12 protein-coding genes are annotated in these 12,884 nt (G+C 68.2%); 9 read left to right on the forward strand and 3 right to left on the reverse strand.

All coding sequences use genetic code 11. The annotated features are described in order from the left end of the window. Positions 1 to 56 precede the first annotated feature (56 nt). The gene (locus CFP71_RS17395; protein WP_093934905.1) at positions 57 to 683 is read left to right on the forward strand and encodes a PadR family transcriptional regulator; all 627 of its coding nucleotides are present in this window, start codon (positions 57 to 59) and stop codon (positions 681 to 683) included. Further along, positions 664 to 2,277, forward strand: a complete 1,614-nt coding sequence (locus tag CFP71_RS17400; RefSeq protein ID WP_093934906.1) for a DHA2 family efflux MFS transporter permease subunit — start codon at positions 664 to 666, stop codon at positions 2,275 to 2,277. Before CFP71_RS17395 ends, CFP71_RS17400 begins: the two co-directional genes overlap by 20 nt. Before the next feature lie 125 nt (positions 2,278 to 2,402). Here the strand turns inward: CFP71_RS17400 and CFP71_RS17405 are convergent, their stop codons facing one another. Further along, complete coding sequence (locus CFP71_RS17405) at positions 2,403 to 4,208, reverse strand: glycoside hydrolase family 3 protein (protein ID WP_093934907.1); 1,806 nt, start codon at positions 4,206 to 4,208, stop codon at positions 2,403 to 2,405. A gap of 166 nt (positions 4,209 to 4,374) precedes the next feature. Between CFP71_RS17405 and CFP71_RS17410 the strand changes: the two genes are divergently transcribed. Then, entirely contained in the window at positions 4,375 to 5,004 is a 630-nt protein-coding gene (locus CFP71_RS17410) for a Maf family protein (RefSeq protein WP_093934971.1), read from the forward strand. A gap of 100 nt (positions 5,005 to 5,104) precedes the next feature. Beyond that, positions 5,105 to 6,484 (forward strand): dicarboxylate/amino acid:cation symporter, encoded by a 1,380-nt coding sequence (locus tag CFP71_RS17415; RefSeq protein ID WP_093934908.1) that lies wholly within the window; start codon positions 5,105 to 5,107, stop codon positions 6,482 to 6,484. A 350-nt stretch (positions 6,485 to 6,834) separates the two neighbouring features. Here the strand turns inward: CFP71_RS17415 and CFP71_RS17420 are convergent, their stop codons facing one another. Then, entirely contained in the window at positions 6,835 to 7,518 is a 684-nt protein-coding gene (locus CFP71_RS17420; RefSeq protein WP_093934909.1) for a hypothetical protein, read from the reverse strand. A gap of 83 nt (positions 7,519 to 7,601) precedes the next feature. Here CFP71_RS17420 and CFP71_RS17425 point away from each other — a divergent pair, with 83 nt between their 5' ends. The 5 genes from CFP71_RS17425 (at position 7,602) to CFP71_RS17445 (ending at position 11,260) form a co-directional block, all read left to right on the forward strand. Beyond that, the gene (locus CFP71_RS17425; RefSeq protein ID WP_093934910.1) at positions 7,602 to 7,886 is read left to right on the forward strand and encodes an SAV_915 family protein; all 285 of its coding nucleotides are present in this window, start codon (positions 7,602 to 7,604) and stop codon (positions 7,884 to 7,886) included. 109 nt (positions 7,887 to 7,995) lie between these two features. After that, positions 7,996 to 9,786, forward strand: a complete 1,791-nt coding sequence (locus tag CFP71_RS17430) for an acetyl/propionyl/methylcrotonyl-CoA carboxylase subunit alpha (protein ID WP_093934911.1) — start codon at positions 7,996 to 7,998, stop codon at positions 9,784 to 9,786. Between the two features lie 46 nt (positions 9,787 to 9,832). Beyond that, positions 9,833 to 10,288, forward strand: coding sequence for a DUF1707 SHOCT-like domain-containing protein (locus CFP71_RS17435; RefSeq protein ID WP_093934912.1), 456 nt, complete (start codon positions 9,833 to 9,835; stop codon positions 10,286 to 10,288). A gap of 41 nt (positions 10,289 to 10,329) precedes the next feature. Continuing rightward, complete coding sequence (locus CFP71_RS17440; RefSeq protein ID WP_093934913.1) at positions 10,330 to 10,707, forward strand: DUF1707 SHOCT-like domain-containing protein; 378 nt, start codon at positions 10,330 to 10,332, stop codon at positions 10,705 to 10,707. Positions 10,708 to 10,729: 22 nt separating this feature from the next. Then, positions 10,730 to 11,260: a GNAT family N-acetyltransferase gene (locus CFP71_RS17445; protein ID WP_093934914.1), complete on the forward strand. Its 531-nt coding sequence runs from the start codon at positions 10,730 to 10,732 to the stop codon at positions 11,258 to 11,260. Positions 11,261 to 11,330: 70 nt separating this feature from the next. On the opposite strand, the gene CFP71_RS17450 is transcribed toward CFP71_RS17445, so the two are convergent. Beyond that, complete coding sequence (locus CFP71_RS17450) at positions 11,331 to 12,794, reverse strand: aldehyde dehydrogenase family protein (RefSeq protein WP_093934915.1); 1,464 nt, start codon at positions 12,792 to 12,794, stop codon at positions 11,331 to 11,333. Positions 12,795 to 12,884: the final 90 nt, after the last annotated feature.

Raw genomic sequence — 12,884 nt, forward strand, 5'->3', positions numbered from 1 at the left:
CGTGCCATATAGTCCACACGGAATAATCGATACGGAATCTTCCGAGAGGAACAGGCATGGCCGCGAAGCTCACCCCGCTCGCCATGGCGGTACTGGAACTCCTCCACGAGCGGCCCATGCACCCCTACGAGATGGCGCAGCTGATGAAGGAGCGGTACGTCAGCACGCGCGTCAAGGTGAAGGCCGGGTCGCTGTACCACACGGTGGATCGCTTGGTGCAGAACGGTTTCATCGAGGTCGTCGAGACACAACGGGACGGCAGGCGCCCCGAACGCACCGTGTACGCGATGACGGACACCGGCCGCGACGAGTTCGTCGTCCGCGCGCAGCACATGCTCAGCACGCCCGCCGAGGAGTACCCCGAGTACCTCAGCGCGCTCGCCGTCATCGACGAGCTGGGCCCGGAGATGTCGATCACCCAGCTCAAGCACCGCGTGCTGCGACTCCAGGCCTCCGCCGCCGCCGACAAGGTCGTGCTCGAAAGCGTCGTCAACGAGCAGCACCTGCCCGAGATCTACTGGCTCGACTGGTCCTACGCCTCCGCCCGGCGCGCCTTCGAGCTGGAGTGGACCCGAAAACTGATCGAGGACCTGGAATCCGGCCGTATCCGCTTCCAGGGCCACTGCACGCCACAACTGAACCTGGTCACCGAGGAAGACAGCGATGAACGCAAGACAAGCTAATCCCTGGGCCGCGCTTTCCGCGCTGTGCCTGGGTTTCTTCATGATCCTGCTGGACACCACGATCGTCTCGACCGCGATTCCCGCGATGCTGCGCGAACTCGGCGCCGGGTTGAACGCCATCGTCTGGGTGATCAGCGTCTACCTGCTCACCTACGCGGTGCCGATGCTGTTCGCCAGCCGCCTCGGTGACCGCTTCGGGCCGAAGCGCGTCTACCTGGCCGGGCTCGTGGTGTTCACGCTGGCCTCGCTGTGGTGCGGCCTGTCCGGCTCGGTCGAGATGCTCATCGCGGCCCGCGCGGTGCAGGGTCTCGGCGCCGCCTTGATGACGCCGCAGACCTTGGCGTTCATCAGTCACCTGTTCCCGCCGTCGAAGCGTGGCCCCGCGATGGGTCTTTGGAGTGGTGTCGCCGGAATCGCGGCCATCGTCGGCCCGCTGCTCGGGGGCGTGCTCGTCGACCACCTCGGCTGGGAATGGATCTTCTTCGTCAACCTGCCGGTCGGCGTGGTCGCGATCGCGCTGGCGCTGCTCAAGGTGCCGGACTGGCAGCCGAAGCACTCGCATTCCTTCGACGTGCCGGGAATCCTGCTGTCCGGCGCGGGACTGTTCTGCATCGTCTACGGCGTCCAAAATGGACAGCACTACGACTGGGGCCGGGTGTTCGGGCCGGTCACCGTGCTCGAGATCATCGGTTTCGGCGTCGCCCTGCTGATCGCTTTCGTGGTGTGGCAACGGTACAACCGCAAGGAACCGCTGCTGCCACTGAGCGTTTTCGGGAACCGCAACTTCTCGGCCGGGACGCTGACCTCGGTCACCGTCGGCTTCGCGATGACCGGCATGTTCCTGCCGCTGGTGATCTACATCCAGGCCGTGCTGGGCGAGTCGCCGACGATGTCCGGGCTGCTGTTCGCGCCGATGTCGTTGCTGGCGGGCATGATCGGCCCGTTCGTCGGCCGCGCTTCGGACAAGGTCAACGGCAAGATCCTCCTGATCATCGGGCTGTCCGCGCTGGCCGCGGGGATGGTCCTGGTGGCGCTGCTCGCCCGTGCCGACGCGAACGCGTGGGCGCTGACGCCGGCGCTGCTGGTGGCGGGCGCGGGTATCGGGTTCATTTTCGCGCCGATGGGCAACCTGGCGATGAGTTCGGTCGAACCGCGGCTCATCGGGACCGCGTCGGGCATCTTCAACACCGCTCGCCAGGTCGGCGGCGTACTCGGCAGCGCGGCCGTCGGCGTGCTGTTGCAGGCGCGGATCAGCGCTTCGATCGCCGACGAGGCGGCGACCGCCGCGAACGCGTTGCCGGAACAGTACCGGGCACCGTTCGCGGAGGGTATCGCGAAGGCCGCGGAATCCACCGGGGAGTTCGGGTCTTCCGGCCCCGCGACGATGCCCGGCCTGCCTTCCGGTGTCGCCGAGCAGGCTCAGCGGCTCGCGCTCGAAGCCATCCACAATGGACTGACCGACGCGGCCAGGGTGACGTTGCTGCTTCCGGCGGCGGTGCTGCTGCTGGGCGTGCTGGCCGCGCTCACCATGCGCCGTCCGGTTCCGCGGGCTCACCACACCCCGGCCCCGGAACCCGCCCCCAGCGCCGCCTGACCCCCTTCCGCGTTTCGTCCTCTGAATGCGGTTCGCGGGGCCCACCACCGGCGCGATGAAAGGTCCTTTCCTTGCGAAATTCGCAAGGAAAGGACCTTTCATCTCATCCGCGGGAGGGCGGAGTCCTACCGGCGGTACCGCAGGCCGTAGCCGTACGGGTACAGCGCCTTCTTGCCGTCACCGACGTTCACCGGTTCCTGCGCCGCACTGGCGGGCCAGCTGAACGTCAGCTTCCCGGTCGGGTTGTAGTCGCCGTAAAGGACATCGGCGACACCGGCGCCTTCGCTACCGGGGAGCCAAGCGGCGACGAGTCCGTCGAAGCGCGGCAGTTGCGCGGCGATGTCGAGCGGGCGGCCGGACACGGTCACCACGACGACCGGGACCCCGGTGCTCTTCAGCTTGGCGATCGTGGCGAGGTCTTCCGCGTCGAGTCCGAAGCCGTTCGGACGGTCTCCCTGCCCCTCGGCGTACGGCGTTTCGCCCACCACGGCGACCGCGACCCGGTAGCTCTTGTCGATTCCGTCACCCTCACGGTCATAGGTCACCGTGGTTCCCTTTCCGGCGCCCGATTTCAGGCCGTCGAGGATGGTCGTGCCCGGGATGACCGGGCCGCTCTGGCCTTGCCAGGTGAGCGTCCAGCCGCCCGCCTGGTTGCCGATGTCGTTCGCGTTCTTGCCCGCGACGAAGATCTTGTTGTCCTTCTTCGCCAGCGGCAGCACACCGTCGTTCTTCAGCAGCACCTGGGATTCGCGGACGGCCTGCCGGGCCAGTTCGCGATGTTCCTTGCCGCCGAAGGCTTTCTGGAGCGAGCGGTCGGTGTACGGGTGCTCGAACAAGCCGAGCTTGAACTTCTCCGTCAGGATGCGGCGGTTCGCGTCGTCGATCCGGTCGCGCGAGACACGGCCCGCCTCGACCTCGGCCTTGAGGTAGGAGATGAACTGTGGCGCGTCCCACGGGACCATGAACATGTCGATGCCCGCGTTGACCGAAAGCCGCACCTCCTCGGGGGTGAAGCCTTCCTCGCCGTCGATCTGGTTGATCGCGTTGTAGTCCGAGATCACCAGGCCGGAGAAGCGCAGTTCCTTCTTGAGGACGTCGGTGATCAGGTACTTCTGGGCGTGCATGCGCACACCTTGGAAGCTGGAGAACGAGATCATCACCGAGCCGACGCCGCGATCGATCGCCTCGCGGAACGGCGGAAGGTGGATCTGGCGCAGTTCGCGTTCGCTGATCGCGGTGTCGCCCTGGTCGACGCCGTTCGTCGTACCGCCGTCGCCGACGTAGTGCTTCGCCGTCGCGAGCACCGAACCCGGCCGCTCCCCCAGCTCGCGCCCCTGAAGGCCGGTGATCGCCGACGCGTTGGCGATGGCGTCGCGCGGGGACTCGCCGAAGGATTCGTAAGTCCGACCCCAGCGGTCGTCACGGGCGACGCACAGGCACGGCGAAAAGTCCCACTGCGGACCGGTTCCGGCGACTTCCACCGCCGTCGCGCGGCCGATCTTCTCGACCAGGCGCGGATTGTTGGCCGCGCCGAGGCCGATGTTGTGCGGGAAGATCGTCGCGCCGTAGACGTTGTTGTGACCGTGCACGGCGTCGACGCCGTACAGCGTGGGAATGCCGAGCGGCGTCGAGACCGCCGCCTTCTGGTACGAGTCGACCATGTCGGCCCAGCCGGTCGGCGTGTTGCTGGCGGGCACCGAGCCACCGCCGGAGAGCAAGGACCCGAGTTTGAGTGCGGCGGCCCCCTCGGGGGTGACCGCGCCGCGTTCGGCCTGGGTCATCTGGCCGATCTTGTCGTCGAGGCTCATCCGCTTGAGCAGGTCGTTCACCCGCGCGGACGTCGAAGCGTGCGGGTTCTTGTACAGCGGCCCGGGGCCGGCCGACGCCATCGGAGCGAGGGCCGAACCGGCTACGAGCAGGCCTGCGAGCACTGTGGTTTGCGTCGTGCGAAGTGATCTTCTGACGCGGAGGTGGGGCGGCATTGGTTCCTCCGTAGCTCGAACGATCCATATGTTGCGCGCCACAACAAACTAGCTTCACGTCTGGGTGTTCCAGGTCACAATCGGGCAACGGAGGGCCGTCGAGTACCTTCCGATGGTGCGTTTCGTCCTCGCGTCCCAGTCCCCCGCCCGCCTCGGTGTCCTGCGTTCCGCCGGCTTCGATCCGAGCGTCGTCGTCTCCGGCGTCGACGAGGACGCGGTTGCCGCGTCCCTGACCGATCCGGCCCCGGTGGAGCTGGTCCGCGCGCTCGCCGTCGCGAAGGCCGAAGCCGTTTACGAGACGCTCGCCGGAACGCATGCCGACATGGTCATCGTTGGCTGCGATTCGATGCTGTCGATCAACGGCGAAATGGTCGGGAAGCCACTCACGCCGGAGGCCGCGCGCGAGCGCTGGGCGTCGATGGCGGGCAAGACCGGTGAACTTCTCACCGGCCACTCGATCATCCGCGTCGAGAACGGCGAGAGGACGAAGGAAGCCTCCGGGACCGAAGGCACGACTGTTCGCTTCGGCACACCGTCGCAAGAGGAGATCGAGGCGTACATCGCGTCCGGCGAGCCGCTTCAGGTCGCCGGCGGGTTCACCCTGGACGGCCGTGGCGGCTGGTTCATCGAGGGGATCGACGGCGATTTCTCGAGCGTCATCGGGATCAGCCTGCCGCTGACCCGGCGTTTGCTGACCGAGGTCGGCGTGAGCGTCATCGATCTTTGGACCCGTCCCGCATCCTGAGACAGCTCCCACACGATCGGGTGATCCGGAAGAGTCCTGCTTCGCCGAACGTTCTTCACGTTCGGCCAATCAGGAAACTTTCACGCACCGGAGTCGCCCCGTGTCTTTCATTCGGACCTACACCAGGCCAAAAGTCTTCGCGGTGGCAGTCCTCGGCTCGCTCGTCGTGGGTGCCCTTCTCGGCGTCCTCGCCAGGAGCACCGAAGCGAGCTGGCTGACCGAACTGCTCGCCCAGATCGGCTCGATCTTCACGACGCTGCTGCAGATCGCGGTGATCCCGCTGGTCTTCACGGCGATCGTGGTCGGCATCAGCAGCCTGCGCAACCTCGGCGGCGGCAAGAAGGCCGCGCGGCTGGGCGGCAAGACCGTGCTGTGGTTCGCGATCACCTCGTTCATCGCCTCGCTGATCGGCATCGCCGTCGCGAAGCTGTTCAACCCGGGCAGCGGCGGTCTCGGCGAAGGTGTCGCCGCGACCGCGAAGAACACCGACAAGGCCGCCAAGGCGACCTGGGGCTCGTGGAGCGACTTCATCAACGGGTTGCTGCCGAAGAACTTCCTCACCGCCTTCACCGAGGGCGAGACGCTTCAGGTGCTGTTCCTGGCCGTCCTGATCGGTGCGGCCGCCTACAGCCTCGGCGACAAGGCGAAGCCGTTCGTCGACTTCACGAGCAGCGTCTTCGAGATCATCCAGCGCTACCTCGGCTGGATCGTGCGCCTGGCCCCGATCGGCATCATCGGCCTGATCGGCAAGGCCGTGTCGACCTACGGTGACTCGCTGTTCAAGCCCCTGTTCACCGCCACTCTCGCGGTGTACGTCGGCTGCTTCCTGGTCCTGTTCGTGGTCTACCCGATCCTGCTGCAGTTCGTGGCGAAGGTCAGCCCGCTGAAGTTCTTCTCCAAGGCGGGCACCGCGATCCAGTTCGCGTTCGCGTCGTCCTCCTCGGGCGCGACCCTGCCGCTGACCCGCCAGGCCGCGGTGAACCTGGGCGTCCAGCCCGGCTACGCGGGCTTCGCGACTCCGCTGGCCAGCGCGACGAAGATGGACGGTTGCGCGGCGGTGTTCCCGGCGATCGGCGCGATCTTCATCGCGAACCTGTCCGGCGTTTCGCTGAGCTTCTGGCAGTACCTCGGGATCGTCGCGGCCGCGGTGTTCGGCGCGCTGGCGACCGCGGGCGTCACCGGCTGGCTGGCCGCGCTGACCCTGACCGCCTCGGTGATCGGGCTCGACCCGGCGCAGGTCGCGCTCGGGATCGCGCTGATCTACTCGGTGAACCCGATCATGGACATGATCCGGACCGCGACCAACGTCGCGGGCCAGATCGTCGTGCCGGTCGTCGTCGCTCGCGGCGAAGGCATCCTGGACGACGAGGTGCTCAACTCGCCTACGGACCCTTCGCCCACTGACAGCGGCGACGCGGCTACTGCTCCTTCGGATTCGGATTCGGATTCAGAGAAGGAACCGGCTACCGCTGGGGCCTGACGGCTCTGCTTTGAGTACATGAAGGCCCCCTTCCTTGCGCCAGGCACAAGGAAGGGGGCCTTCATGTACTTGGGGTGGTCGCTACTGGCGCGATGGGCAAGTTTCCCTCGGCTGAGCCGCGTGAAGGGGGCCTTCACGCGCACCCGCTGTGATGTGTGGGGTTTCTGTGGCCTCTGCGGTTTCTGGGGCGACCCGCTGGTCCGTGAAGGCCTCCTTGAGGGACCCAGAGTCCGTGAAGGCCTCCTTCACTACCTTCAGAGTAGGCAAGGAGGCCTTCACGGACCTCCATCTCTCTCAACATTGAGAGACGCGATAGCAAGGGTCCTTTGCTATCGCTCCGGAGAGTCGCTTCACGGGCACGGGCGCAGGTCGGCCTTCGTGAGCCGCACGTCCGGCCACCCCTTCAGTTCCGACGGCGCGGTGTACCGCCGCGTGCAGCCCACCGAGCCCCGGCCGACGTCGTAGACCTCGGCGAGCACCGGCGCCGCCTGGCACCGGGCCGACCCGGACTGCGCGCCGGGGCATTCGTGGCGCACGACGATGACGTCCGCGACCCCGTCGGCCGTCACGTCGTTCAGCGCGACCGTGCCCGCGTCGGAGAAGTACGGCTTCCCGGTGTCCCGCCAGACCCCGCCGCGCGCGACGAACAGCTCGCCCGCCGAACCGCCGCCCGCTTCACCGCGCACCAGGCAGACCGGCGTCACGCCGTCGACACAGCGCAAAGAATCGCCCTTGAGGGTGACCCCCATGTCGTTGATCATCAGCGGGATCACCGCGTCCGACCCGATCTTGATCACGCCCTGCTTCCCCGCTTCGTCGGCCAGCAGCACGACAGGCACCCCGGCGACGGTCATCGCGCCGATCTCGCGGCAGGCCGAGTGACCGCAGTTGACCCCGGGCGTGGCGGGCTGGGGTTCGGGAACCGGGTATCCACCAGGCGCTCCGTCGGGCGCCGGAGCCTTCGGGCGGAGCAAGACGACGGCCACGATCACGCCCGCCGTCACCACCACCGCCAGCAGCGCGGTGAGCAGCACGGATCGCGACGCCCGCGCTTCCTGAGTCCGCATATCCGAGAGCGTAAGTGATCTAGCACAGAGTGCACGTCTATGTTGTTCCTGTGACGAACCCCGGACTGCCCAACGCCCTGTTCCTCCCCACGGCCAAAAAGCCGAAGGATTTCTCGAGCGCGGAGATCGAACTCCGCCCGACCAAGGACGGCCGGATGGCGTTGATCGCCTTCAGCTCGGTGCAGCGCCTGGTCGAGTGTTGCGGCCGACACCAGCCGTGGGCTCTGGTGAAGACGGAGCACCTCGGGCGGGTCTACCAGACCCAGCCGTACGACCTGATCGTGCTGGATTCCGACCTTCCAGAAGAACTTCGGCACCGCGAAGCACTGGTATAAAACAATGGTCACCGGGTGGCCTTGCTCTCATTATTCGGGGCGGTAACTTCCGTAAACTGCTGCGGAGCCGCATCGGGGCGGCCCCACGTGCGAACGCAGGAGGTACGGCGTGACCGAGCAGGCCGGCACAGGTGGTCCGGTGACCAAGATCCTGATCGCGAACCGCGGGGAAATCGCGGTACGGGTGATCAGGGCGGCGAAGGACGCCGGGCTGACCAGCGTGGCCGTCTACGCCGATCCGGATCGTGACGCACCCCATGTCCGTCTGGCCGACGAGGCCTTCGCGCTCGGCGGCACCACCGCGGCCGAGAGCTACCTCGTCTTCGACAAGCTGCTCGACGCCGCCAAGCGGTCGGGTGCGGACTCGGTCCACCCCGGCTACGGGTTCCTGTCCGAGAACGCGGACTTCGCGCAGGCCGTGATCGACGCCGGGCTGACCTGGATCGGGCCGAGCCCGCAGGCGATCCGCGACCTCGGCGACAAGGTCACCGCGCGCCACATCGCGCTGCGCGCCGGGGCACCGCTCGTGCCCGGGACGAAGGACCCCGCCAAGAACGCCGACGAGATCGTCGCGTTCGCCGACGAGCACGGCCTGCCGGTCGCGATCAAGGCGGCGTTCGGCGGTGGCGGCCGAGGCTTGAAGGTCGCCCGCACCCGCGAGGAGATCCCGGAACTCTTCGAATCCGCGACGCGCGAGGCGATCTCCGCCTTCGGCCGCGGCGAATGCTTCGTCGAGCGCTATCTGGACAAGCCGCGTCACGTCGAGGCCCAGGTCCTCGCCGACCAGCACGGCAACGCCATCGTCGTCGGCACCCGCGACTGCTCGTTGCAGCGCCGCCACCAGAAACTGGTCGAGGAGGCGCCCGCGCCGTACCTGACCGACGAGCAGCGCAAGCGCATCCACGAGTCCGCGAAGGCGATCTGCAAGGAAGCCGGTTACTACGGCGCCGGGACCGTCGAGTACCTCGTCGCCGTCGACGGCACGATCTCGTTCCTCGAGGTCAACACGCGGCTCCAGGTCGAGCACCCGGTGTCCGAGGAGACCACGGGCCTCGACCTCGTGCGCGAGATGTTCCGCATCGCGCGCGGCGAGAAGCTGCGCATCACCGAGGATCCGGAACCCCGCGGCCACTCGATCGAATTCCGCATCAACGGCGAGGACGCCGGCCGCGGCTTCCTGCCCGCGCCCGGCACCGTGACGAAGTTCGTCGCGCCGAGCGGCCCGGGTGTCCGGGTCGATTCGGGGGTCGAGTCCGGCAGCGTCATCGGCGGCCAGTTCGACTCGATGCTCGCGAAGCTGATCGTCACCGGTTCGGACCGGCAGAACGCGCTCGAACGCAGCCGCCGCGCGCTGGCCGAGATGGTCGCCGACGGGATGGCGACGGTCTTGCCGTTCCACCGCGTGATCGTGGACGACCCGGCCTTCATCGGTGACGAGAACGGGTTCAGCGTGCACACCCGCTGGATCGAGACCGAGTTCGAGAACAAGATCGAGCCGTTCGTCGCTCCGGAAGCCGCCGAGGCCGAGGAGGAGCAGCCCCGCCAGAACGTCGTCGTCGAGGTCGGCGGACGCCGTCTCGAGGTGTCGCTTCCCGGTGGGTTCTCGCTCGACGCCGGTGGCGGCGGGACGGCGGTCAAGGCCAAGCCGCGCAAGCGCGCGGGCGGCACCAAGGCCGCGGTGAGCGGCGACGCGGTGACCGCGCCGATGCAGGGCACCATCGTCAAGGTCGCCGTCGAAGAGGGCCAGCGGGTCGAGGCGGGCGAACTGGTCGTAGTGCTCGAAGCGATGAAGATGGAGAACCCGGTCACCGCGCACAAAGCGGGTACCGTGACCGGCCTTTCGGTCGAGGTCGGTGCCGCTGTGACGCAGGGAACCCAGCTGTTCGAGCTCAAAGACTGACGAATGTCGTGGTTGACGGGCCCTCGCTCGGCCTACCATCGAAAGGGTGAGCGAGGTTCCGTCTCCGCAGCTGCGGATCAGTGATCAGGATCGCGAGTCCGCGCTGGCGGCGCTGGGCGAGCACATGAGCGTCGGCAGGATCGACATCGACGAGTTCGGTGAGCGGTCCGCCCGGATCACCGCGGCGAAGACGCGCGGCGAGCTGTCCGAGGTCTTCGTCGACCTGCCCGAACCGCATCCGGGGTACGACGTGCCGAAGCCGGCCGTGAGCAAACCGGCGTCGCCGTGGGCGGGCATCTCGTCGACTCAGCGCGTCATGGGCGCGCTCCTGCCGCTCCTGTTCATCGCCACCATCGTGTTCATCATCGGCACCGGCGCCAGTTGGTGGCTGATCGCCATCCCGATCGGGATCAGCGTCGCCGGTGAAGGGCTCTGGGGCAAAGGCTGGGAGAACGCCCACAAGAAGCTCGGGAAGCAGCGTCGACGGGAACTGGACGGCTGATCCGCCCGTAGACTCGGGACGTGAGTGCCGAGAGACCGGACATGCGGCTGAGCGACGCCGAACGCCAAGACGCGCTCGAAGCGCTGGAAGAGCATGTCCGCACCGGCAGACTCGACCTCGACGAGTTCGGTTCGCGATCGGCCAAGGTCAGCGCGGCGAGGATGGCCAGCGAACTGGAACCACTGTTCACGGACCTGCCCTCGCCTCGGCCCAGCGCCCTGCTCCCCCTGCCGCCGATGCCCGGCGTCGCGCAGGCATCGGCGAAGAACGAGGTCCAGCCGACGCCGAAATGGCTGACGGCCAGCGCCGTGCCGATCGCCGCCGCGGTCGCGATCGCGCTGTTCTTCTTCACCCGCGGGACGTTCCTGGTCTTCCTGCTCCCGCTGGCGGTCGCGCTGATCATGAGCCGCCGTCGCTGAAGGGGCCGGTTACCCTCGAAGGGTGGAACCGGTGGAGATCAACGCGGGCGAGTACTACCTGCGGCAACTGCGGGCGGACAAGGCTCTCGACGACCGTCCGGCGCTGGTCGCGGCCTTCGCCGACCCGACGCATCGCAAGTACGTCCTGAACTATCGCTTGCGCGACCTCGCCGAGGCGACCGAGTACGTCGCGTTGCGCGCGGCCCAGTGGGCCGGTGACGAACGCTGTTCCTGGGCGGTGGCCGAGCCGACGACCGGGGACCTGCTGGGCGAGGTCGGCCTGCGGGACCTCGATCTCGACACCGGGTACGCGGAGGCGTCGGTCTGGGTGCGGGCGGCGTCGCGGGGCAAGGGTGTCGCGAGCACCGCGCTCAACGCGGCCCTGCGCTTCGGCTTCGGCGGGCTCGGCCTGCGCGAGGTCAGCTACCGCTACGAGGAGACGAACGAGATCTCGGCCTCGGTCGCCCGCAAATGCGGGTTCACCCTGGTCGGGCCCGAATTGGACCCGGCCCCGACCGGGGAACGCCTCATCCGCTGGCGCCGCACCGCCTGACGCGTTTCGTCCTCTGGATGCGGTAGTTCGTGTCACGTAGTACCGCATCCAGAGGACGAAACGCGGGAAGTCAGAAGGGGTAGGCCGGGGGCGGGTTCCGGACGGTGACCCAGCGGGTCTCGGTGAACGCCTCGATGTTCGCCGCCGCGCCGCCGAAACGGCTCCCGGTGCCCGAAGCGGCGACGCCGCCGAAGGGGCTGTTCGCCTCGTCGCTGACGGTCTGGTCGTTGATGTGCACGATCCCGGTCGGGACGCGGTCGGCCAGCTCCAGTCCTTTGAGGACATCGCGGGTGACGATCCCCAGCGAAAGCCCGTACTCGCTCGCCGTCGCGAGGCGGATCGCCTCCTCCGCGTCGGAGAACCGCACGACCGGCGCGACCGGGCCGAAGATCTCCTCGGCGACCGCGGGCGCGTCCGGTGGCACGTCGGCGAGCACCGTCGCGGAGTAGAACAGCCGGTCGTACTCGGCGCCGGCGGCGACCCGCGCCCCCGCCGCGACGCTGGCGGTCACCAGCTCGTGGATCTTGTCCCGCTGTCCCGCGTCGATGATCGGCCCGAGCGCGACCTCGTCCCGCGCCGGGTCGCCCACCCGCAACGCGGCCGCCTTCGCCGCCAGCCGCTCGACGAAGTCGTCGTAGAGCCGCTCGTGCACCAGGTGCCGCCCGGTGGTCATGCATATCTGACCCTGGTGGAAGAAAGAACCGAACGCGGCGACCCCGGCGGCTTCGTCGACGTCCGCGTCGTCGAGCACGATGAGCGCGGAGTTTCCGCCCAGCTCCAGATGTGCCCGCTTCAGATGCTTCCCGGCGAGCTCGCCGACCTTGCGCCCGGCACCGGTCGACCCGGTGAACGAGATGACCCGGACCGCCGGATGCGTCACCAGCGTCTCGCCGACGTCCGCGCCGCCCGGCAGCATCTGGAACACGCCCGGCGGCAGGCCCGCTTCCTCGAAGATCCGCGCGAGCACCACGCCACCGGTGACGGCGGTGCGCGGGTCCGGCTTCAGGATGACCGCGTTGCCCAGCGCGAGCGCCGGGGCCACCGAACGGATGCCCAGGATGATCGGCATGTTGAACGGCGAGATCACCGCGACGACACCGGCCGGGACACGGCGGGCCATCGAAAGACGCGGTTCTTCACTCGGCAGGAGTTCGCCGTACGGACGGCCGGGCAGCGCCGCCGCCTCGTAGCACTCCTGCTCCGCGACGTGCAGCGAAAAGCCCGCGACGCCCGGGACCGCGCCGACCTCGCGGACGTTCCACCAGCTGATCTCGTCGGCGTACTCGGACCACAGCCGCGCGGCCTTGCGCAGGACGGCGGCGCGCTGGACGTGCGGCGTCGCCGCCCAAGCCCGCTGCGCCTCGGCCGCGGTTTCCGCCGCTTTCGCGGCGTCTTCGGCCGAGGCGATCCCGACGCTTCCCAAGACGTCGCCCGTCGCGGGCTCCGTGACCTTCCGGGTGCCGCCGGTACCGGGGACCCACGCGCCTCCGGCGAAGATCCGGTCCGTCCACGTCGACGAGTCGAGAAAAACCACAGGGCCACCTTCCAGGTCGGGGATGGCCGACGCTATGCCAGATTCACTCGATCAGGCAATGATTCCTGCGCGCCTGGCACACCACTCGGC

It is taken from the genome of Amycolatopsis thailandensis, assembly GCF_002234405.1.
GTDB classification, from domain to species: domain Bacteria; phylum Actinomycetota; class Actinomycetes; order Mycobacteriales; family Pseudonocardiaceae; genus Amycolatopsis; species Amycolatopsis thailandensis.

Excerpts from the sequence above, each read along its gene's own strand:
- CFP71_RS17395 (WP_093934905.1), top strand. The coding sequence starts at position 57 with ATGGCCGCGAAGCTCACCCCGCTCGCCATGGCGGTACTGGAACTCCTC.
- CFP71_RS17400 (WP_093934906.1), top strand. The coding sequence starts at position 664 with ATGAACGCAAGACAAGCTAATCCCTGGGCCGCGCTTTCCGCGCTGTGC.
- CFP71_RS17440 (WP_093934913.1), top strand. The coding sequence starts at position 10,330 with ATGCGGCTGAGCGACGCCGAACGCCAAGACGCGCTCGAAGCGCTGGAA.